Annotated in this window: 20 protein-coding genes; 8 read left to right on the forward strand and 12 right to left on the reverse strand. The window is 68.4% G+C overall.

Going from position 1 to position 19948, the window contains the following annotated elements; genetic code table 11:
• Positions 1 to 55: 55 nt before the first annotated feature.
• Positions 56 to 994, forward strand: coding sequence for a CobD/CbiB family protein (locus GJG85_RS05295; RefSeq protein ID WP_050011514.1), 939 nt, complete (start codon positions 56 to 58; stop codon positions 992 to 994).
• A gap of 81 nt (positions 995 to 1075) precedes the next feature.
• Here GJG85_RS05295 and GJG85_RS05300 read toward each other — a convergent pair whose 3' ends face one another.
• From GJG85_RS05300 to GJG85_RS05310, 3 genes are all read right to left on the reverse strand, one after another.
• A complete protein-coding gene (locus GJG85_RS05300; protein WP_011351362.1) occupies positions 1076 to 1393 on the reverse strand; it encodes a hypothetical protein in 318 nt (105 codons plus the stop codon).
• Between the two features lie 64 nt (positions 1394 to 1457).
• Positions 1458 to 2399: a ribosome small subunit-dependent GTPase A gene (gene rsgA / locus GJG85_RS05305; protein WP_050011511.1), complete on the reverse strand. Its 942-nt coding sequence runs from the start codon at positions 2397 to 2399 to the stop codon at positions 1458 to 1460.
• Positions 2396 to 3655, reverse strand: a complete 1260-nt coding sequence (locus tag GJG85_RS05310) for a M48 family metallopeptidase (protein WP_050011804.1) — start codon at positions 3653 to 3655, stop codon at positions 2396 to 2398. Before GJG85_RS05310 ends, rsgA begins: the two co-directional genes overlap by 4 nt.
• A 125-nt stretch (positions 3656 to 3780) precedes the next feature.
• Between GJG85_RS05310 and orn the strand changes: the two genes are divergently transcribed.
• Positions 3781 to 4401, forward strand: a complete 621-nt coding sequence (gene orn, locus GJG85_RS05315) for an oligoribonuclease (protein ID WP_050011510.1) — start codon at positions 3781 to 3783, stop codon at positions 4399 to 4401.
• Positions 4402 to 4435: 34 nt separating this feature from the next.
• On the opposite strand, the gene mog is transcribed toward orn, so the two are convergent.
• Both mog and yjgA read right to left on the reverse strand, forming a co-directional pair.
• Complete coding sequence (gene mog, locus GJG85_RS05320) at positions 4436 to 5044, reverse strand: molybdopterin adenylyltransferase (protein ID WP_080334138.1); 609 nt, start codon at positions 5042 to 5044, stop codon at positions 4436 to 4438.
• Positions 5028 to 5630 carry a ribosome biogenesis factor YjgA gene (gene yjgA / locus GJG85_RS05325; RefSeq protein ID WP_275564760.1) on the reverse strand — a complete coding sequence of 201 codons (603 nt, stop codon included), beginning with the start codon at positions 5628 to 5630 and terminating at the stop codon, positions 5028 to 5030. Before yjgA ends, mog begins: the two co-directional genes overlap by 17 nt.
• A gap of 127 nt (positions 5631 to 5757) precedes the next feature.
• On the opposite strand from yjgA, the gene pmbA reads away from it, so the two are divergent.
• Positions 5758 to 7128, forward strand: a complete 1371-nt coding sequence (gene pmbA / locus GJG85_RS05330; RefSeq protein ID WP_048984630.1) for a metalloprotease PmbA — start codon at positions 5758 to 5760, stop codon at positions 7126 to 7128.
• A gap of 90 nt (positions 7129 to 7218) precedes the next feature.
• Here pmbA and GJG85_RS05335 read toward each other — a convergent pair whose 3' ends face one another.
• On the reverse strand, positions 7219 to 7719 hold the full coding sequence (locus tag GJG85_RS05335) for a dihydrofolate reductase (protein WP_050011507.1): 501 nt from the start codon (positions 7717 to 7719) through the stop codon (positions 7219 to 7221).
• 289 nt (positions 7720 to 8008) lie between these two features.
• Positions 8009 to 8335 (reverse strand): hypothetical protein, encoded by a 327-nt coding sequence (locus GJG85_RS05340; RefSeq protein WP_089488264.1) that lies wholly within the window; start codon positions 8333 to 8335, stop codon positions 8009 to 8011.
• 500 nt (positions 8336 to 8835) lie between these two features.
• Here GJG85_RS05340 and GJG85_RS05345 point away from each other — a divergent pair, with 500 nt between their 5' ends.
• Positions 8836 to 10233, forward strand: coding sequence for a sigma-54 dependent transcriptional regulator (locus GJG85_RS05345; protein ID WP_089488265.1), 1398 nt, complete (start codon positions 8836 to 8838; stop codon positions 10231 to 10233).
• Positions 10234 to 10275: 42 nt separating this feature from the next.
• Positions 10276 to 11247: a thymidylate synthase gene (locus tag GJG85_RS05350; RefSeq protein WP_089488266.1), complete on the forward strand. Its 972-nt coding sequence runs from the start codon at positions 10276 to 10278 to the stop codon at positions 11245 to 11247.
• Between the two features lie 98 nt (positions 11248 to 11345).
• On the opposite strand, the gene GJG85_RS05355 is transcribed toward GJG85_RS05350, so the two are convergent.
• Positions 11346 to 13934, reverse strand: a complete 2589-nt coding sequence (locus GJG85_RS05355; RefSeq protein ID WP_239468931.1) for a DUF6600 domain-containing protein — start codon at positions 13932 to 13934, stop codon at positions 11346 to 11348.
• Positions 13935 to 14084: 150 nt separating this feature from the next.
• Positions 14085 to 14792 (reverse strand): helix-turn-helix transcriptional regulator, encoded by a 708-nt coding sequence (locus tag GJG85_RS05360; RefSeq protein WP_050011501.1) that lies wholly within the window; start codon positions 14790 to 14792, stop codon positions 14085 to 14087.
• 188 nt (positions 14793 to 14980) lie between these two features.
• Here GJG85_RS05360 and GJG85_RS05365 point away from each other — a divergent pair, with 188 nt between their 5' ends.
• Together GJG85_RS05365 and GJG85_RS05370 are read left to right on the forward strand one after the other, a co-directional pair.
• Entirely contained in the window at positions 14981 to 15121 is a 141-nt protein-coding gene (locus GJG85_RS05365; protein ID WP_162838111.1) for a hypothetical protein, read from the forward strand.
• 130 nt (positions 15122 to 15251) lie between these two features.
• Complete coding sequence (locus GJG85_RS05370; protein WP_027811985.1) at positions 15252 to 15764, forward strand: acyl-CoA thioesterase; 513 nt, start codon at positions 15252 to 15254, stop codon at positions 15762 to 15764.
• A 46-nt stretch (positions 15765 to 15810) separates the two neighbouring features.
• Here the strand turns inward: GJG85_RS05370 and fumC are convergent, their stop codons facing one another.
• From fumC to GJG85_RS05385, 3 genes are all read right to left on the reverse strand, one after another.
• Positions 15811 to 17205, reverse strand: a complete 1395-nt coding sequence (gene fumC / locus GJG85_RS05375; RefSeq protein ID WP_204383727.1) for a class II fumarate hydratase — start codon at positions 17203 to 17205, stop codon at positions 15811 to 15813.
• Between the two features lie 184 nt (positions 17206 to 17389).
• Complete coding sequence (gene norM, locus GJG85_RS05380; protein ID WP_050011499.1) at positions 17390 to 18778, reverse strand: multidrug efflux MATE transporter NorM; 1389 nt, start codon at positions 18776 to 18778, stop codon at positions 17390 to 17392.
• Positions 18779 to 18945: 167 nt separating this feature from the next.
• Positions 18946 to 19164 carry an RNA-binding S4 domain-containing protein gene (locus tag GJG85_RS05385; RefSeq protein WP_006486208.1) on the reverse strand — a complete coding sequence of 73 codons (219 nt, stop codon included), beginning with the start codon at positions 19162 to 19164 and terminating at the stop codon, positions 18946 to 18948.
• Between the two features lie 266 nt (positions 19165 to 19430).
• Here GJG85_RS05385 and GJG85_RS05390 point away from each other — a divergent pair, with 266 nt between their 5' ends.
• A complete protein-coding gene (locus GJG85_RS05390) occupies positions 19431 to 19832 on the forward strand; it encodes a hypothetical protein (protein ID WP_050011498.1) in 402 nt (133 codons plus the stop codon).
• Positions 19833 to 19948 lie beyond the last annotated feature (116 nt).

Genomic DNA, 19948 nt, shown 5'->3' on the forward strand with positions numbered 1-19948 from the left:
GACGCTGTGCTATCGTTATGCAAAAAATGACATAACTCCGAAGACGGCGCCACGCATGACTTTCTTTTCGGTTCTCCTCGCTCTCATCATCGAACAGGTCCGCGCGTTGTCGCCGAGCAATCCGGTGTTCGCACTGTTCCAGTTTCATGCGGAAACCGTCGCGCATGGCCTCGACGCCGGCAAGCAGAAGCATGGGCTCCTCGCCTGGCTCGCGGTCGTGCTGCCGTGGGTGCTGATCGTCGCGCTGATCTATTTCCTGCTGTACAAGGTGAGCTTCGTGCTCGCGTTCCTGTGGAACGTCGCCGTCGTGTATTTCACGCTCGGCTTCCGCCAGTTCAGCCACTACTTCACCGATATCCATCTCGCGCTCAACAACGACGACGTGCCGCGTGCGCGCGAAATCCTGCACGAGTGGACGGGCATCGACACGGTCGACATGCCGGTCGGCGAAATCGTCCGCCATACGCTGATCCACGCGGTCGTCGCGTCGCATCGGCACGTGTTCGGCGTGTTCTTCTGGTACGTGCTGCCGATCGGCCCGGCCGGCGCCGTGCTGTACCGGATTTCCGAATACCTCGCGCGCAGCTGGTCGACGCCGGGCGACGACCGCACGGCCGCGTTCTCGACGTTCGCGCAGCGCGCATTCTTCGTGATCGACTGGATTCCGTCGCGCCTGACGGCGCTCGGCTTCGCGATCGTCGGTAACTTCGAGGATGCGATCTATGCGTGGCGCAACCATACGCGCCAGTGGCCCGACCCGAACGACGGCGTATTGCTGGCCGCGGGCAGCGGCGCGCTCGGCGCGCGTCTCGCGGGGCCGCTCGCGGAACCGTCGAGCCTCGATGCGCTGGCGGTCGGCGACAGCGGTCCGTTGACGGTCGGTGACGATTGCACGCCGCGCACGCTGCAGTCGGCGGTTGGCCTCGTGTGGCGCGCGGTGATCCTGTGGATGATCCTGCTGCTGATGCTGACGCTGGCCGTGTGGGTATCGTGAGTGATGCGCTAGCCCAGCGCTCGCCAAAATGAGAAGGCCGGCTCGATGCCGGCCTTTTCGCTGTGCGTCGGGGCAGTGCGTTCAGTCGTCGAGCGGGTCGCGCACGGCGCCGCATTGCCAGCACGCGGTGAATTGCGCTTCCAGCGCTTCGCCGCACTGCCGGCAGCGCCAGGGTGCCGCGCCGGCCGACGGGCCGTGCGACGCGGCATCGAGGAGCCGACGGGCGAGCGCGTCGTCGCGTTCGTCGTCGAGCCACAGTTCGGGCGTGCACGCATCGGCGGGCAGGCCGCCGAGCGCGCCGGTCGCATAGCAGTTGTGCAGCTCGCAACCGATGCCGGCCACTTGGAGCACGTTGGCCCAATGCTGTGCGGTCGCGAGGTCGGGTGCCTTGAAACGCATCGCGGCTCCTGTAGATGAAGGCCGGCCCGGCTGGCGCCGGCCGGCCGTCGCACACGTCGAGCGGTCAGCGGACGATCTGGCTCGCCTCATGCACGAGCTGCGCGTACAGCGCGTGCCGGGACGGCGCGATGCGGCCGTCGGCGACGGCTTCGAGGATCGCGCAGCCGGGCTCGTGCAGATGATGACAATTATAGAAACGGCAGTCCGCGAGCAGCGGACGGAATTCCGGAAACGCGCGCTCGAGGCGGCCTTCGGTCAGGTGGTAGAGGCCGAATTCCTGGAATCCCGGCGAATCGATCAGCGCACCGCCGCCTTCCAGCGGGTACAGGCGTGTGAACGTGGTCGTGTGACGGCCGCTGTTGAGCGCGGCCGAAATCTCGCGGGTCGCGGCTTCGGCATCGGGCACGAGCAGGTTCACGAGCGTCGACTTGCCCATCCCGGACTGGCCGAGCAGGATCGTCGAATGCCCGGCGAGATGCGGCATCAACTGCGCGCGCGCGTCGTCCGGCGCGCCTTTCACCGACAGCTCGAGCACGTCGTAGCCGAGCGCGCGGTACGGCGCGAGACGCTCGCGCGCCACCGGCAGCGCGGCTTGGACGTCGATCTTGTTCAGCACGACGAGCGGCTTCAGCTCGTTCGCCTCGGCCGCGATCAGCGCGCGGCCGAGCAGATCCTCGCTGAAATAGGGCTCGGTCGCGAGCACGATCAGCAACTGGTCGAGGTTCGCCGCGAACAGCTTCGACTTGAACTGGTCGGAGCGGTACAGCAGGTTGCGCCGTTCGCCGATCTCCACGATCACGCCCTGGTCGGCCGATGCGAGCTCGTACGCGACGCGGTCGCCGACCGCGATGTCGCTCTTCTTGCCGCGTGGGAAGCATTGCAGCATCGGGCCGCCGTCATCGGGCGCGACGATGTAGTGGCGGCCGTGCGCCGCGATCACGCGGCCTTCGGCCCGCTGCGCGCCGGATGCGCGCGGGGCCGGCTGGCGGGAGGTCGGCCGGCTCATGCGTGCTGCAGCAGGCGGTCGATCCGCTGCGACGCGGGCGGATGCGAGTAGTAGAAGGCCGTGTAGACGGGGTCGGGCGTCAGCGTCGACGCGTTGTCCTCATAGAGCTTCACGAGCGCGCTGACGAGATCCTGCGCGTCGGTCTGGCTGGCCGCGAACGCGTCGGCCTCGAATTCGTGCTTGCGCGACGTGAGGCTGCTGAACGGCGTCGCGAAGAACAGGAACACCGGAATCGCGAGGAAGAACAGGATGAGCGCGGCGCCCGCGTTGCTGGTGTCGAGCGACGGCGTGACGCCGAGCCCCGTGTAGAACCACGTGCGTTGCGCGAGCCAGCCGAGCAGCGCGAGCAGCACGAGGCTCAGCACGAACGACACGAGCATCCGCTTCATCACGTGGCGGCGCTTGAAGTGGCCGAGCTCGTGCGCGAGCACGGCTTCGATCTCCTGGCCGGACAGGCGCGCGAGCAGCGTGTCGAAGAACACGATCCGCTTCGATGCGCCGAAGCCCGTGAAGTACGCGTTGCCGTGCGCGGAGCGGCGGCTGCCGTCCATCACGAACAGCCCCTTGGCCGCGAAGCCGCAGCGCTTCATCAGCGACTCGATGCGCGCGCGCAGCGCGTCGTCCTTCAGCGGCTCGAACTTGTTGAACAGCGGCGCGATGAAGGTCGGGTAGATCAGCAGCACGAGCATCTGGAACGCGACCCAGACGACCCAGGTCCACAGCCACCACAGGTTGCCGGCCTGGTTCATCAGCCACAGCACGACGAACAGCAGCGGCAGGCCGAGCACGGCGCCGAGCAACGTGTTTTTCAGCATGTCGGTGAAGAACAGCCGCTTCGTCATCCGGTTGAAGCCGAAGCGCTGCTCGATCCCGAACTGGCGGTAATACTCGAACGGCACGTCGATCACGCCCGTGATCGCGAGCACCGCGGCGACCAGCGCGACCTGTTGCCCGTAGCCGCGGCCGAGCCAGCCGGTCAGCAGCGTGTCGAGCGCGCCGACGCCGCCGAGCAGCGTGAGGCCGACCAGCACGGCCGCGCTGACGACGATCTCGAGCATCGTCAGCCGGGTGCGCTCGACGGTGTAATCGGCCGCGCGCTGGTGGGCGGTCAGCGGGATGGTGGCGCTGAACTGCGCGGGCACGCCGTTGCGGTGCGCGGCGACGAAGCGGATCTGCCGCGACGCGAGCCACAGCTTGGTGACGACCATCGCGAGTACGGCGATCGCGAACAGCAGGGTGAACGAAAAGGGTGACATCGAAGGCGCCAAAGGGTTCTATGCGAGAATTATATGTTCTTGCGGACCGGCCCCGCTGATGCGATGCCGACCGCCCGGGTGGCGCCGCGTCGGCGCGCCCGGTTCGCTATTTTCCAGGATGAATCATGACCGATACCGCCGCTTCCGCCAGCCAGCCCGCGCTCGTGCGCAACGAGTTGAACCTCGTCTGGCTCGACATGGAGATGACGGGCCTCGACCCGGATAACGACCGCATCATCGAGATCGCGGTCGTCGTGACCAATTCCACGCTCGACGTCGCCGTCGAGGGCCCGGTGTTCGCGATTCACCAGAGCGACGAGACGCTCGCGAAGATGGACGACTGGAACAAGTCGACGCACGGCCGCTCGGGGCTGATCGACCGCGTGCGCGCGTCGACCGTGACCGAGGCGGAAGCCGCCGCGCAACTGCAGGCGTTCCTCGCGCAGTACGTGTCCCCGGGCAAGTCGCCGATGTGCGGCAACTCGATTTGCCAGGACCGCCGCTTCATGGCGCGCTGGATGCCGGAATTCGAGCGGTTCTTCCACTACCGCAACCTCGACGTCAGCACGCTCAAGGAGCTGTGCCGCCGCTGGCAGCCGGCCATCTACAAAGGTTTCCAGAAGCGGGCGATGCACACCGCGCTCGCCGACATCCACGAGTCGATCGACGAGCTGAAGTACTACCGCGAGCATTTCCTGATTCCGGCCGCATCGGCGCCGGCAGGCGATTCCGTGCCGGCCGCCTGAGCGGGCCGGCACACGTGCGGCGCGCGGCAAACGCTCAGCGCCGCGCGCTTTTCGGGCGGAACGCCGCGACCACCGCGGCGTCGGTCTCGATATACGGGCCGCCGATCAGGTCGATGCAGTAGGGCACCGCGGCGAAGATGCCGGGCACGGTCGACTTGCCGTCGGCGTCGCGCAGCCCTTCCAGCGTTTCGCGGATCGACTTCGGCTGGCCGGGCAGGTTGATGATCAGCGCCGCATGGTCGGCCGTTTCGCGGATCACCGCGACCTGCCGCGACAGGATCGCGGTCGGCACGAAATTCAGGCTGATCTGCCGCATCTGTTCGCCGAATCCCGGCATTTCCTTCGTCGCCACGGCTAGCGTGGCTTCCGGCGTCACGTCGCGACGCGCGGGGCCCGTGCCGCCCGTCGTCAGCACGAGGTCGCAGCCGGCGACGTCGACGAGTTCGGTCAGCGTGGCCGAGATCGTCGGCGCGTCGTCCTGGATCAGGCGCGTTTCGGCGCGCCACGGCGAAACCAGCGTGCCGGCGAGCCATTCCTGCAACGCCGGAATACCCTTGTCTTCGTAGACCCCCGTACTCGCGCGGTCGCTGATCGACACGAGGCCGACCACGAGCTCGTCCGGGTGGTTAGGCTTCGTCGTCATGGTCGTCTCCGGCGTCGTCGGCCGCGTCGTCGTCGCTGTCGGACGCGCCGCCGGCCGCCTTGATCCACTGGAACAGCTCGCGGAAATAGCGCGGCGGCTTGCCTTGCTGCGCTTCCTTGCGTGCGTTGCGGATCAGCGTGCGGCCTTCCTGGATGTCGGCGTCGGGGTGCTGGCGCAGGAATTCGGTCAGCGCGTCGTCGCTCGCGAGCAGCTGCTCGCGCGTGCGCTCGATCCAGTGCAGGCGGGCCGTCGCGGCCTTGTTCACGCCGCGTTGCGCGTCGAGTGCGGTGCGCAGCGCGGCCGTTTCGTCGTCGGTCAGCGAGCGCATCACGCGGCCGACGTACTGGAGCTGGCGGCGCTTGCCTTCGTGATCGGTGATCCGGCGCGCCTCGCGCACGGCGTCCGCGAGACTTTCGGGCATCGGCATGCGCTTCAGTGCGTCTTTCGGCAGGTCGACGAGCGCCTGGCCGAGCACCTGCAACTCGTGCATTTCGCGCTTCAACTGGGATTTGCTGGGGCGATCGTAGCCGTTGTCGTCTTCTTCGGCGACAGGCTCGATCGGCTGGATTCGGGTTTTGCGTGTCATGGGCCGCATTGTATCGCGGTGCGGACACCCCAAGCTTGTCTGTGCGCGGCCCCGGACCTTGCTATGATCGCGGGATACGCAACATTTTGACCATGCGGGCGCCCGCCCGCCACCGGATACCAAGACGATGGCAGCCAATCTCGACGTACAAGCGCGCTATTTCCCGCACACGCAGGACCAGCTCAAGGAAATCGCATCGGACATCCTTCGCCATGCGAAGGCGCTCGGCGCGACCGACGCCGCGACCGAAATCTCCGAGGGCGACGGCCTGTCGGTGTCGGTGCGCCGCGGCGAAGTCGAAACGATCGAGCACAACCGCGACAAGATGGTCGGCGTCACCGTGTTCATCGGCAAGAAGCGCGGCAACGCGAGCACGTCGGACTTCTCGCCGGCCGCGATCAAGGATACCGTCGCCGCAGCCTACAACATCGCGCGCTTCACGGCAGAGGACGAAGCGGCCGGCCTCGCCGAAGCCGAGCTGCTCGAAACCGATCCGCGCGACCTCGATCTGTACCACCCGTGGGCGCTGAGCGCCGACGAGGCCGTCGAGCTCGCCCGCCGCGCGGAAGACGCCGCGTTCGCGGTCAGCCCGCAGATCCGCAATTCGGAAGGCGCGAGCGTGTCGGCGCAGCACTCGCAGTTCGTGCTCGCGACGTCGCGCGGCTTCCTCGCCGGCTATCCGTACTCGCGCCACTACATCGCATGCGCGCCGATCGCGGGCAGCGGCCGCCACATGCAGCGCGACGACTGGTATTCGTCGAAGCGCAGCGCGATCGATCTCGCCGCGCCCGAAGCGGTGGGCCGTTACGCGGCCGAACGCGCGCTCGCGCGGATGGGCGCGCGCCGTCTCGACACGCGCAAGGTGCCCGTGCTGTTCGAGGCGCCGCTCGCGGCCGGCCTGCTCGGCGCGTTCGTGCAGGCGGTGAGCGGCGGCGCGCTGTATCGCAAGACGTCGTTCCTCGTCGACAGCCTCGGCAAGCCGGTGTTCGCGCCGCACGTCCAGGTCGTCGAGGATCCGCACGTGCCGCGCGCGATGGGCAGCGCGCCGTTCGACGAGGAAGGCGTGCGCACGCGTGCGCGCAGCGTCGTGAAGGACGGCGTCGTCGAAGGCTATTTCCTGTCGACCTATTCGGCACGCAAGCTCGGCACGCAAACCACCGGCAACGCGGGCGGCTCGCACAACCTCGCGCTGCGCAGCTCGAACACGCAGGCGGGCGACGACTTCGACGCGATGCTGAAGAAGCTCGGCACGGGCCTGCTGCTGACCGAGCTGATGGGGCAGGGCGTGAACTACGTGACGGGCGACTATTCGCGCGGCGCGGCGGGTTTCTGGGTGGAGAACGGCGTGATCCAGTATCCGGTCGAGGAAATCACCGTCGCCAGCACGCTGCAGGAGATGTTCCGCCATATCGTCGCGATCGGGGCGGACTCGATCGTGCGCGGGACGAAGGAAACCGGCTCGGTGCTGATCGAGCAGATGACGATCGCGGGGCAGTAAGCCGCGCGTGGCGCAGGCCGCCAGGAAACGAAAAAGCCCGACCGGCGTATGTGAGCCGGTCGGGCTTTTTTCATCGTGCGGAAGAAGACGTCAGCCGCGCTTGCGCGTGTAGACGACGAACGCATAGCCGAACGTGTTCGGCGCGGCGGCCCGATGCGCGTCGCGTGAGACTTCCTGCCAGTGCGCGGCGTCGGGCGCCGGGAACGACGCGTCGCCGTCGAAATCGGCATCGATCTCGGTGACGATCAGCTTGTCGGCGAGCGTGAGACCTTCCGCGTAGAGTTGCGCGCCGCCGATCAGGAACGCCTCGGGCACGCCGTCGTGCGCGGCGAGCGCCAGTGCATCGGCGAGCGACGTGACCGTGTCGCAGCCTTCGAAACGGCGCGCGGCGTCGCGCGTGACGACGATGTTGCGGCGGCCGGGCAGCGGCCGGCCGATCGATTCGTGGGTCTTGCGGCCCATCACGATCGGCGCGCCCATCGTCGTGCGCTTGAAGAACGCGAGATCCTCGGGAAGTTTCCAGGGCAACTGGTTGTCGCGGCCGATGATGCCGTTGCGGGCGCGCGCGACGATCAGGGTCAACGTCGTCATGAAGGTCGGGGAAGAGGGAAGACGGAATGGGGCCGATTTTACCGGAACGGCGGCGCGTGCCGGATTCCGCCTGCCGGCGCGGGTATCCGCGTTTCTTGCATCATGCGCCGCGACGCGTGATGCCCCGCGCCGCGGCGGCCGTCCGAATAAAAAGAGTGCCCGCCGGGGGACGGAGCACAAAAACTTTTTGTGCTGCGAGATCGGCGATACCGGCTCTACCCGATGGCATTCCTTCCGACCGGATCGTCGATTCAATACGCAATCCTGATCGATTCGACGCGTCGAATGATCAGGGATGCGTATTGGCTCGCGCGTTGCCTTCCATCGCATGCCGGATATCGCCCGGTTGAGGCGCCGGCAGCGGCAGCGGCAAATGGGGCGGCGGTGGAATCTCGTCCCACAGCGTCACGGAGGCCTGGCGTGCCGGCAGCGGTTGCGGCGCCGACACGGTCACGATGCCGAACGCGTTGTCGTGTTGCCTGCCCGGCGTGTTGTCGGCAAGCAGCATCGCGCGCTGCGGCTGCATGCCTTCGTCCGCGCAGGCCGGTGCAGGCGGGCCGGCGGCCGACAGCACGAGCGTCATCGGCACGAAGGAAAGTAAAAAAAGTTTTCGCATGGCGACTGTCTCCGGTCGTTTCCGTATTCAGCGAAATACATGCCACCGTACCGGGACCGTTGCCGCCATTGCGATTCGTGCCCGAGCATTGCGAATGACGGCCGAAAACGCCTGAAAATGTTTCAGGCCTGAAACGAGGGGGCTCGGGAATATTGCTGATTCAACCGATACGCTCGAAGGATGAAAATCGGCGCGTGTGTTGGTGACGAAGCCCTTTCTGCGCATCCACTATGTGCAGAGGATTGATCTGCATCGACCTCCTGAGCGATTTGGCCGCATCGCCATCGGCGCTGAAACGGGTTTGTCGTATTCAGCGCCTATAACCAAGCTGTCTTGTCAAAAATTATTGGACGCGAGATAAGCGCCATCATGCGAGGCTTTGTCGTTGCCGCGCATCGGCATGGCGAATCGAGCCACCTCTGGCTGACCCGATTCGATCCTTTTGCACACGATCTGACGTGTGCGGCAATCGTTAGACGGTTGATGAACGGGGTGAGGATATGGGAGCCGATCAGCGGCACGTGATCTACTATTCGCGCGAACCGAACGACGCATTGCGCGGCCATTTCGACGAACGCGGCTGGCGCGTCGATCTCGCCGAGACCGTGCGCGACGTACGGCGCGTCGTGCAGCACGGCGTGGCAACCGCCGGCCTGCTCGATTTCTCGCCGGGCTTCAAGCCGTCGGATCTGCGCGAACTCGAAGCCTGCCTGAGCATCCAGCACATCGGCTGGATCGCGGCGACGCGGCGCGGTCAGTTGCAGGACGCGATGCTGCGGCATCTCATCCGCGACTATTGCTTCGACTACGTGACGATGCCGTACGAAACCGGGCGGATCGTCGAGACCGTCGGCCATGCGCACGGCATGGTCGCATTGACCGATCCCGTTGCGCCGCCCGTCGGCGCCGGGCGCAGCGAAGGCGAGATGGTCGGCACCTGCGATGCGATGCTCGGGCTCTTCAGGACGATTCGCCGCGTCGCGGCGACCGACGCCCCGGTGTTCATCTCCGGCGAATCGGGCACGGGCAAGGAACTGACGGCGGTCGCGATTCACGAGCGTTCGTCGCGCGCGCAGGCGCCGTTCATCGCGATCAATTGCGGCGCGATCCCGTCGACGCTGCTGCAGGCGGAATTGTTCGGCTATGAACGCGGCGCGTTCACCGGCGCGAACCAGCGCAAGATCGGCCGCGTCGAGGCCGCCAACGGCGGCACGCTGTTTCTCGACGAGATCGGCGACCTGCCGCTCGAAAGCCAGGCGAGCCTGCTGCGCTTCCTGCAGGAAGGCAAGATCGAGCGGCTCGGCGCGCACGTGTCGATGCCGGTCGATGTCCGCGTGATCTGCGCGACGCACGTGGACATGGAAACGGCGCTGCGCGAAGGGCGCTTTCGCGAGGACCTGTTTCACCGGCTGTGCGTGCTGAAGATCGAGGAGCCGCCGCTGCGCGCGCGCGGCAAGGACATCGAGGTGCTCGCGCGCCACATGCTCGAGCGCTTCAAGGGCGACGCGCATCGCCGCCTGCGCGGCTTTTCCCCGGACGCGGTCGCGTCGCTGTACGGCTATTCGTGGCCGGGCAACGTGCGCGAGCTGATCAACCGCGTGCGGCGCGCGATCGTGATGTCCGAAGGCCGGATGATCACCGCGGCCGATCTCGAGCTGAACGACTATGCGACGCTCGCGCCGGTGTCGCTGCTGGAGGCGCGCGAGGCGGCCGAACGGCAGGCGATCGAGCAGGCGCTGCTGCGCCATCGCGGCCGTTTTGCCGATGCCGCGCGTGAGCTCGGCGTGTCGCGCGTCACGCTCTACCGGCTGATGTGCGCGCACGGCATGCGCGATCGCGGCGACACGCTGGCAGGGTTTTCGGCGTCGTTGCCGGAGCTTCCGCGCCACGCTTGCTAAAATTGGCGGGTACGGCCGCCCCTCGCGGCCGAAGGAACCCGCATGAAACAGTATCTCGATCTCGTTCGTACCATTCTCGATACCGGCGCCTGGCAGGAGAACCGCACGGGCATCCGCACCATCAGCATGCCGGGCGCGATGCTGCGCTTCGACCTGCAGCAAGGCTTCCCGGCCGTGACGACCAAGAAGCTCGCGTTCAAGTCCGCGATCGGTGAACTGGTCGGGTTCCTGCGCGCGTCGCGCAGCGCGGCCGATTTTCGCGCGCTCGGCTGCAAGGTGTGGGATGCGAACGCGAACGAGAACGCGCAGTGGCTCGCGAACCCGTATCGCCGGGGCGAGGACGATCTCGGCGACGTATACGGCGTGCAATGGCGTCAGTGGCCGGGTTACAAGGTGCTCGACGCGAACGCTGACGCGCAGATCGCCGACGCGACGCGCCGCGGCTTCCGGATCGTCACGCGTTTCGACGAAGACGGCGCGCCGAAGGTGCTGCTGTACAAGGCGATCGACCAGCTGCGCCAGTGCCTGGACACGATCATGGAGAACCCGTCCGATCGTCGCATCCTGTTTCACGCGTGGAATCCGGCCGTGCTCGACCAGATCGCGTTGCCCGCGTGCCATCTGCTGTACCAGTTCCTGCCGAACGCGACGAAGCGCGAGATCTCGCTGTGCCTGTACATCCGCAGCAACGACGTCGGCCTCGGCACGCCGTTCAACCTGACGGAGGGGGCCGCGCTGCTGTCGCTCGTCGGCCGGCTGACGGGCTATACGCCGCGCTGGTTCACGTATTTCATCGGCGACGCGCACATCTACGAGAACCAGCTCGACATGCTGCAGCAGCAGCTCACGCGCGAGCCGTACGAAAGCCCGCGGCTCGAGATTGCCGAGCGCGTGCCCGAGTACGCGAAGACGGGCGTCTATGCGCCCGAATGGCTGGAGCAGGTCGAGCCGTCCGATTTCTCGCTCGTCGGCTACCGGCATCATGAGCCGCTGACCGCGCCGATGGCGGTCTGATCGCGCGGCCGGGGCCGCGCGGCTTCATCGATTCGCACCTGCAAAAAGGCTCGACCGGCTGATACCGGTCGAGCCTTTTTGTTTCATGTTTGCTGCACCTACTGACGATGCCGCTCCTCGTGGCCGCCCTGCGGCGGCGGATTGCCCGGACGCGGCGCCTCGACGTGCGGCGCCGGCTGTGGCCGTGGCTCCATCCGGGGCGCGGGCATCGACAGGCGCGGTTCCATCCGGGGCGCCGGCTGGGGTTGAGGTCGCGGCTCCATGCGCGGCGCCTGCGGCTGCGGGCGCGGCATGTCATGCACGGCGGGCGCCGGCGGGCGGTACTCGTTCACGCGCGGCGGCGCGACTTCGCGATGGGGCGCCGGTTGCGCGAAGTCCTGGCGCGGTTGCGGCGCGGGGGCGGCCCGTTCGGGCTGCGGCTGCGCTTGGCGGGCCGGCGTCGGGAGATCGGGGCGCGGACGCGGTTGCGGAATCTGCGCGACATGGTCCGACTGCGGTTGCGGTTGCTGCTGCGCGCGCGGCGTTTCGTTCCGGCCGCCGGGTTGCACACCCTGCGGTGTCGGCACGCCGTCCGGATGCGGTACCGCCGCGCTGCGCACGGGCGGCAGCGCATTCTGTCCTGCCGCGTGCAGCGCAGTAGGCGGCGCGGCGCGCTGACGCTCCATCGGCGTGTGCGGCTGCATCCACGCGGGCGACGACGGTGCGCCGGCTGCACGTGCATTGCCGATGCCCGACGGAGCGTTGTTCGCGCCCGGCGGATGCGGAACGCCGTTGCCGGGCGCGAACGCCTGATGCGGGATCGGGTTGCCGGGCGCCTGCGGCGGGCCGCCATTGGTGAAACGCGGTGCGTTGGGGTTTTCGCCGTTCGGCCGGGCGCCGTTCGGCATGCCCGGCGTCGGTACGCCCGGCGTCGGTACGCCCGGCCGGCCCGCCTGCTCGGCGGCCGGCTGGCCTTCACGCGGCGCGCGGCCCGGCTGCACGACGGGGCCGTGCGGGTTCACGAGCTGCACGTTGTGCATCGCCCAGGCGCCGCCGCCCGGCTTGCCCGGAACGCGGACCGGACGCGCCGCATAGTCGGCCGGCACATTCGTCTTCACGACCGGCGCGCCGGCGCCCGGTACGCGCCCGCCTTGCTGCGCGAGGTGGGCGGCGGCCTGGTCGCGATACGCGGGCGGCACGGCAGGATTGCGCGTCGCGACGTACGGGTGTTGCGCGATCGCCGCCGGCGGACGGTAGCTGGCAGTGCGCAGCCCGCCGGTGAAGCTCTGGCGGACCGGCGCGATGCCGGGCGTGCCCGGCGTGACGTGCGCGTTGCGCCATTGCTGCGGATCGACGTGTTGCGAGAAGTGCGCGACCGGCTGGCCGTGCACGAACGCGGCGGCCGGCACGGCCGTGATCGCATGCGGCGCGCGGAAGTTCACGTACGTCTTGTTGATGTTGGTGATATTGGTGATGTTCGTCACGTTCACGGTCTTGTTCACGTTGACGTTGTTCACCACGATGTTGCGGTTGACGCGGTCGTAGTAGTGCGGGCTCCAGCCGCCCCAGCCCGGATGCCACGGTTCGCCCGGACCGAGCGCGAACCACGCGCAGCCGGCCGCGGCAACGCCGCCGACCGTGAGCGCGACGCTCCAGTCGGAACCGCCGCCGCCCCCGCCGCCGACGAACGCGACGAGCGCCGGCGCATAGACGGGCGGCTGGCTGACGACCATCGGCCCCGGCACCCAGGCCCAGCTGTCGTCCAGGTACGCCCAGCGGCCGTAGTGATAGGGCGCGAAGCCCCACGGCGCGTCGTCGACCCAGGTCCAGCCCCACGGCGCCTGCCAGATCCAGTGGCCGTCGTGATACGGCGCCCAGTCGGCCGGCGTGTCGTTCGGCACCCATACCGCGCCGTAATTCGGGGTTTCGCGCCACGTGCCGTTCGCGTCGAGATCCTGGTAGCCGGGCATGTCGCGGGACACGTAGCGGGCCGACACCGAGCGCGCTTCGGCCGCGTCGCGGCTGGCGGCCCACTGGTCGAGCGCGTCGGGGCCCGGTGCGGCCGATTGCTGCGCGACCTGCAGGTCGGTGCCGGTGAATACGACCTGCTGCCCGGGCGACAGCGGATACTGCCCGTTGCTGCCGTAGACGGTCGCGCTGCCGCTGCGCACCGTCACCGTCGTGCTCGCGCCGTTCGGCGCGACATCGACGCGATAGTCGCCGGGGCCCGTGATGCCGAGCGCGAGGTTCGGCGTGTCGATTTCGTACGATCCGCCGGCCGGCAGACCGCGCACGTGCGTCGAGACGGTGCCGAGACCCACTTTCAACTGCGTCGTCGTGTCGTCGAGGTTCAGCACCGACAGGCTCGTCGATTCGCCGAGCCGCACCGCGGTCGAGCCGATGTGCAGTTCCGAGCGCGCGCCGGCATCGTTCCACAGCTGGTCGCCGGTCGTCAGCGGCCGGTTCACCGCCGCATACGACCAGGTATCGGTGCCGGCCGGTTCGGTCGTCACGGCCCCCGACAGGTAATTGAGCCGGGCGACGCGGCCGGGCGGATCGCCGCCGGGTTGCCGTGCCGCGGCTGCAGCCGGCGGCGCATCGGCAGATTGCGCGAAGGCGGGCGGCAGCGCCGCCAGTGCGGCGAATGCGAGCAGCGTGTAGCGGGCGGTGCGCTTGAGCGCGAACAGGGAGGCCATGGTGAGCGTCATCGTTGTGATCGCGGCGCGTCGATTCGTGCCGTCCCGTTCACGATATCCGCTTGGCCTGTTTCAAGGCACGGTGTTTTGTAAGTCGAATGGCACGCGGTGTAACAAAACCTGTCCATCGCGCGCCGTTGTCGTGCAGCTGCAATGCCGGCGTCAAGCAGACGTAAGCCACGCGTCGAAAACCTGCTGCCCGGGCACCGTGACGCGCAGCACGCGCGGTCGGGCCGCGCGCTCGATCCAGCCGTGTGCGCAGAAGCTGTCGAGCAGCGCCGCGCCGAGCGCGCCGCCGAGATGCGAACGCCGCTCGCTCCAGTCGAGACAGCCGCACGCGAAGCGGCGCCGGCGCGCGCGCTGCTGCGCGACGTCGATGCCCCATTGCGAGAGCGCCTGCGTGCCGCGCTCGGTGGTGTCGATCGCGTCGCCGTTGGCGAATAGCCAGCCGCGCGCGGTGAGGCCGTCGAAGATGCGCACCGCGAGCTCGCCGGCCATGTGGTCGTAGCAGGTGCGTGCATAGCGCAGTTCGGCCGGGACCGTGCGCGACGGCGGCGGAACCGGGCGATGCGGCGCGGCCGCGCGGGCGACGTTCGCGAGCGCTTCGAGCGACGCCGCGATGTCGGCCGACGCAATGCGGTAGTAGCGATGCCGGCCGCGCACGTCGAGGGCCAGCAGCCCGCCCTCGGTCAGGCGCGCGAGGTGCGCGCTGGCCGCGGACGGCGACAGCCCCGCGATCATCGTCAGTTCGCCGGCCGGTCGCGCGCTGCCGTCCATCAGCACCCACAGCATCGCGGCGCGGCCGGGATCGGCGATCAGTGCGCCGATGCGGCTCAGGCCCGGAAAATGGTGGTCGTCTTGATCGGTCATCGTCGTGTCTCGTCGAGCGGGTTGGAGGGCAGTGTAGTCCGCGCGCGCATTCGATGTTTCGTTTCCGGATGAAATGTCGGATACGGCGGTGGCGCGCTGGCGCGGACCGGACCGCGGCCCGTTGCAGGGCACGCGTAGAATGGCCGGACGCGGCGGCAGCGGGCCGCCGCATGTGACGCGATGCAACGATGAAGACGATTTTCTGTGTGTTGGCGGCCGCGCTCGTGTGCGCGGCCTGTGCGTCCGGCGGTGCGGGCGCGACCGGCGAGCGCAGCGGCAGTATCGAGATGTACGGGACGATCGACCAGGGCATCACGGTGCGCCGCTGACCGACGCCGGTCGGCGCGCGAGCCGGCATGGCCGCCGCAGCCCCGCTAGGCGGGGCTTGCCGCGACGCATTGCCGCAGTGCAACGTATAATGGCCCGATTACAGCGCCCCTGCCGCCTGGAGCCACAACAATGCCCCAACCGTCCCCCGTGCCGGCCGCTCTCGACCGCACCGAAACCGTATTCCGCTTCCTTGCCGAGCCTTCGTCCGTGAACTTCGGCGGCAAGGTGCATGGCGGCGCGCTGATGAAATGGATCGACGAGGTCGCGTATGCGTGCGCGGCCGTCTGGTCGAGCCGCTATTGCGTGACTGTCAGCGTCGGCAACATCCGTTTCCAGCGTCCGATCCTGGTCGGCAATCTGGTCGAGCTGAAGGCGCGCGTCGTCGCGACGGGCCGTACCAGCATGCACATCCACGTGTCGGTGCACGCCGGCGATCCGAAGGGCGGCGTGCTGCGCCAGACGACCGATTGCCTCGTCGTGTTCGTCGCGGTCGACGAGAACGGCAACCCGGTGCCGGTGCCGCCGTTCGTGCCCGAAACCGACGAGCAGAAGGTGCTCGCCAAATATGCGGCCGACGTGCGGGCCGCGCTCGACAAGATCGTCGAGATGAAGCCGGAAGAGGTCGCGAAGGGCACCGTCTGAGTGCCGCGGGCGCCGCGCTCGACGCGCCGCGCCCGTCGTCCTGCCGTTACCGCGTCCCGATCATCTGCTCGGGGCGTACCCATGCATCGAATTCCGCCTCGGTCAGGTAGCCGAGCGCGAGCGCGGCCGCCTTCAGCGTCGTGCCTTCCTTGTGCGCCTTCTTCGCGATCTGCGCGGACTTGTCGTAGCCGATGTGCGGATTGAGCGCCGTCACGAGCATCAGCGATTCGTTCAACAACAGGTCGATGCGCGAGCGGTTCGGCTCGATGCCCACCGCGCAGTGATCGTTGAAGCTCTGCGCGCCGTCGGCGAGCAGCCGCACCGACTGCAGCACGTTGTGCGCGATCATCGGCCGGAACACGTTCAGCTCGAAATTGCCGCTCGCGCCGCCGACGTTGACCGCGACGTCGTTGCCGAACACCTGGCAGCACAGCATCGTCACGGCTTCCGACTGCGTCGGGTTCACCTTGCCCGGCATGATCGAGCTGCCCGGCTCGTTTTCCGGGATCGACAGCTCACCGAGCCCGCAGCGCGGCCCGCTCGCGAGCCAGCGCACGTCGTTCGCGATCTTCATCAGGCTCGCCGCGACCGTCTTCAGCGCGCCGTGCGCGAAGACCAGCGCGTCGGCGGCCGCCATCACCTCGAACTTGCTCGGCGCCGTCACGAACGGCAGCTTCGCGAGCCGGCCGATCTCGTCGGCCACGCGCAACGCGAATTCCTGATGCGCATTCAGCCCGGTGCCGACCGCGGTGCCGCCGAGCGCGAGTTCGTACAGGTGCGGCAGTGCCGATTCGACGTGACGGATGCCCTGGTCGAGCTGCGCGACATAGCCGGAGAACTCCTGGCCGAGCGTGAGTGGCGTCGCGTCCTGCAGGTGCGTGCGGCCGATCTTCACGATGTCGGCGAACGCCTTCGACTTCGCGTCGAGCGTCGCGCGCAGCGTGCGCAGCGCCGGCAGCAGGTGGTTGACGATCGCATACGCGGCCGCGATGTGCATCGCGGTCGGGAACACGTCGTTCGACGACTGGCCGCGATTCACGTCGTCGTTCGGATGAACCTTGCGCGCTTCGCCGCGCTCGCCGCCCAGCAGCTCGCTCGCGCGGTTCGCGATCACCTCGTTGAGGTTCATGTTGGTCTGCGTGCCGGAGCCCGTCTGCCACACCGCGAGCGGGAATTCGCGCGGATGCTTGCCGGCGATGATCTCGTCGGCGGCTTCGATGATCGCGTGCGCCTTGTCGTCGGCGAGCACGCCGAGCGACTGGTTGACGGCCGCCGCGGCCCGCTTGACGATCGCGAGCGCGTGGATCAGCTCGGGCGACTGCTTCTCCGTCGAGATCCGGAAATTCTGCAGCGAGCGCTCGGTCTGCGCGCCCCAGAGCCGGTCGGCCGGCACGGCGATCTCGCCGAACGTGTCGCGTTCCATCCGAACTGCTTCATTCATGATGCACTCCTCCTGGAAAGGGGAAAGGCCGCGCGTCGTCGCGCGGCGTCAGGCGTAATCAGACGTATCGTGAGGCAGTCGCGCCGCTGGCGCGGCGTCTCGAGCGGTTCAGCCGACAAGCATAGCGCCGGCCGCGATTTCGCGTCGTGTCGTGCCCACGGCGCGTGACGCGCGCAAACCGGCGCTAGCGCGCCGCCGCGATCAGCGACGCGGTCTTGCGGTGGAAGCGCCATGCCATCAGCACGGCGACGCTCGCGAGGCCCGCCGCGAGCCCCCACCACAGGCCGCGCGCGCCCAGGCCCGCGTGGAAGGCGAACCAGTAGCCGGTCGGGAAGCCGATGCCCCAGTAGCCGAGGGTCGCGGCGAGCATCGGGATGCGCGTGTCCTTCAGGCCGCGCAGCGCACCGGACCCGACGGTCTGCATCCCGTCGACGATCTGGAACACCGCGGCGATGCCGAGCAGCGACGCGGCGAGCGACACCGTGGCCGCGTTGGCCGGGTCGTCGAGGTGCAGGTACAGGCCGACGATCGTATGCGGCGCGACGATCATCACGAGGCCGGACAGCGACATGAAGCCGACGCCGAGCGCGAGCGCGACGAAGCCCGCGTGCCGCGCGGCGACGGGCGAACCCGCGCCGATCCAGTAGCCGACGCGCACGTTGGCCGCCTGGCCGATCGCGAGCGGCACCATGAACGACACCGACGCGACGTTCAGCGCGATCTGGTGCGCGGCGAGCGACGTCGCGCCCAGCACGCCGACGGTGAGGCCGGTGGCGAGGAACAGCGTCGATTCGACGCCGTACGTGATCGCGACCGGCCAGCCGATGCCGATCAGTTCGCCCATCACGGGCAGCTTCGGGCGCGCGGCGGTCACGAAATGGCGAAAGCGCTGCCGGCCGTGCAGCAGCCAGATCAGCGCGAGCGCGGTGAGCCAGATCGTGATCGTCGTCGCGACGGCCGAGCCGAGAAAGCCGAGGCGCGGCAGTCCGAATGCGCCGTGGATCAGCCCGTAGTTCAGCACGCCGTTGACGCCGACGCCGCCGATCGATACCCACAACAGCCGCCGCGCGGCACCGATCGCTGGCAGGAACGCGCGCATCAGCCCGACGCCGATCAGGCTGCCGAGCGCCGCGAAGCGCAGGATGCCCGTGTATTCGCCGACGTGATGCGCGAGCAGCGGCGGCTCGTGGAACATCAGCAGGATCGGTTCGGCCAGCGACAGCGCGACGATCGCCGGAATCGCGAGCAGCACGGACAGCGCGAAGCCCGTCCAGTAGATGTGCGGCACGCGCTCCTCGGCCTGCGCGCCGCGCGCGTGCGCGACGCTCACGCTGACCGACGACAGCGCGCCTTGCAGGATCGTCACGATCACGAAGAAGAAGTTCGCGCCGAGCCCGCCCGCCGCGAGCGAATCGGGGCCGAGCGAACCGAGCAGCACCGTGTCGGTGACGCTCATCGCCATCTGGGACAGTTGCGCGATCGCGAGCGGCGCGGCGAGGCGCGCGGTATCGGCGGCATGACTGGACAGGGACGGCGGCGCGGCGGCCGTCCGCGTGAGACCGGAATGCGACATGGAATGGGCGCTCGCGCGGGTGCGGGCCCGCGCTGTATGTCGTTATTTTGAGAGACGGCTAGCTTACGGCTTTATTCGTACCGTGTCGAACGCGTGCGCCGATGGCCATGTCGCGGGCAGGGGAACGGCCAGGGCCTGCGCAAGCCCGTTATCAGCGTGAACGGGCGCTATGCCTCGCGTACCGCGATGCGCGTGTCGCCGAGCAGTACGACCTGGCCCGCGCGGATTTTGCAGGTCTTGCGCAGCTCGACCGCGCCGTCGACTTTCACCGCGCCGGACGCGACGATCAGTTTCGCGGTGCCGCCGCTGTCCGCGAGGCCGGTGATCTTGAGAAGGTTGTGCAGCTCGACGTATTCGCCGGTCAGCGTGAAATCCAGATTGGGCATGACGAGGAAGGTGCGCGGTGCGCGGGAGGAAACGCTCCGCATCATACGGCACCGCGGGCCGGCACGCGAGCGCGGGCCGCCGCCGCACGTTGTAAAGGACTGTGAGCGATTCGTCAGCAAATGAAACGGTGGGTAACAGTCTGAGAGATTCGCGAACCGGCCGCGTGGGCCGCGGGTCTTCTGTCGTACCTGCTGCGTGTTGCGGCGGGAACGCGACGGTCCGCATCGCTGCGGACCGGGCGCACAACTTCTTGAGGAGAATTGCCATGTCCAAGATTCGTACGATGCTGATCGGTGCCGCGCTGACGGCGTTCGCCACTTCGGCCGCATTCGCCCAGACGGGCACGACGGCGCAAGGCGCGGCGGGTGCCGGCGTACAGACGCAGGCTCCGGCGGCAGGTGTCGGCGCAGGCGTGCAGGGTGGTGCCGGCGCGAACGCGTCGGGCAATGCGACGGGCGGCGCGACCGATGCGGTCGGCGCGGCAGCCGATGGCGCGAAGGATACGACGTCGTCGGCCGTCCATTCGACCAAGAAGCACACGAAGCATGCGGCGAAGTCGGCCAAGAGCCATGCGGGCTCGGCCAAGAAGAAGGCCGACGACGCGACCGAAGGCGGCGCCTCGGTCGGCGCGCAGGGCGGCGCATCGGCCCAGGGCGCCACGCAGTAAGCAGTGTCCGGCGCCGTCGCGACGCGTGTTTTCGGACGGCGCGTCGCGACGGGCGATCGTCCGGCGGCCCGGTTCGCTTTGCGCGAATCGGGCCGTTTTCGTGGGGTAATAAGCGG

The organism is Burkholderia sp. MS389 (genome assembly GCF_016899425.1).
GTDB lineage: Bacteria > Pseudomonadota > Gammaproteobacteria > Burkholderiales > Burkholderiaceae > Burkholderia > Burkholderia sola.

Excerpts from the sequence above, each read along its gene's own strand:
- GJG85_RS05295 (WP_050011514.1), top strand. The coding sequence starts at position 56 with ATGACTTTCTTTTCGGTTCTCCTCGCTCTCATCATCGAACAGGTCCGC.
- GJG85_RS05300 (WP_011351362.1), bottom strand. The coding sequence starts at position 1,393 with ATGCGTTTCAAGGCACCCGACCTCGCGACCGCACAGCATTGGGCCAAC.
- rsgA (WP_050011511.1), bottom strand. The coding sequence starts at position 2,399 with ATGAGCCGGCCGACCTCCCGCCAGCCGGCCCCGCGCGCATCCGGCGCG.
- GJG85_RS05310 (WP_050011804.1), bottom strand. The coding sequence starts at position 3,655 with ATGTCACCCTTTTCGTTCACCCTGCTGTTCGCGATCGCCGTACTCGCG.
- orn (WP_050011510.1), top strand. The coding sequence starts at position 3,781 with ATGACCGATACCGCCGCTTCCGCCAGCCAGCCCGCGCTCGTGCGCAAC.
- mog (WP_080334138.1), bottom strand. The coding sequence starts at position 5,044 with ATGACGACGAAGCCTAACCACCCGGACGAGCTCGTGGTCGGCCTCGTG.
- yjgA (WP_275564760.1), bottom strand. The coding sequence starts at position 5,630 with ATGACACGCAAAACCCGAATCCAGCCGATCGAGCCTGTCGCCGAAGAA.
- pmbA (WP_048984630.1), top strand. The coding sequence starts at position 5,758 with ATGGCAGCCAATCTCGACGTACAAGCGCGCTATTTCCCGCACACGCAG.
- GJG85_RS05335 (WP_050011507.1), bottom strand. The coding sequence starts at position 7,719 with ATGACGACGTTGACCCTGATCGTCGCGCGCGCCCGCAACGGCATCATC.
- GJG85_RS05340 (WP_089488264.1), bottom strand. The coding sequence starts at position 8,335 with ATGCGAAAACTTTTTTTACTTTCCTTCGTGCCGATGACGCTCGTGCTG.
- GJG85_RS05345 (WP_089488265.1), top strand. The coding sequence starts at position 8,836 with ATGGGAGCCGATCAGCGGCACGTGATCTACTATTCGCGCGAACCGAAC.
- GJG85_RS05350 (WP_089488266.1), top strand. The coding sequence starts at position 10,276 with ATGAAACAGTATCTCGATCTCGTTCGTACCATTCTCGATACCGGCGCC.
- GJG85_RS05355 (WP_239468931.1), bottom strand. The coding sequence starts at position 13,934 with ATGACGCTCACCATGGCCTCCCTGTTCGCGCTCAAGCGCACCGCCCGC.
- GJG85_RS05360 (WP_050011501.1), bottom strand. The coding sequence starts at position 14,792 with ATGACCGATCAAGACGACCACCATTTTCCGGGCCTGAGCCGCATCGGC.
- GJG85_RS05365 (WP_162838111.1), top strand. The coding sequence starts at position 14,981 with ATGAAGACGATTTTCTGTGTGTTGGCGGCCGCGCTCGTGTGCGCGGCC.
- GJG85_RS05370 (WP_027811985.1), top strand. The coding sequence starts at position 15,252 with ATGCCCCAACCGTCCCCCGTGCCGGCCGCTCTCGACCGCACCGAAACC.
- fumC (WP_204383727.1), bottom strand. The coding sequence starts at position 17,205 with ATGAATGAAGCAGTTCGGATGGAACGCGACACGTTCGGCGAGATCGCC.
- norM (WP_050011499.1), bottom strand. The coding sequence starts at position 18,778 with ATGTCGCATTCCGGTCTCACGCGGACGGCCGCCGCGCCGCCGTCCCTG.
- GJG85_RS05385 (WP_006486208.1), bottom strand. The coding sequence starts at position 19,164 with ATGCCCAATCTGGATTTCACGCTGACCGGCGAATACGTCGAGCTGCAC.
- GJG85_RS05390 (WP_050011498.1), top strand. The coding sequence starts at position 19,431 with ATGTCCAAGATTCGTACGATGCTGATCGGTGCCGCGCTGACGGCGTTC.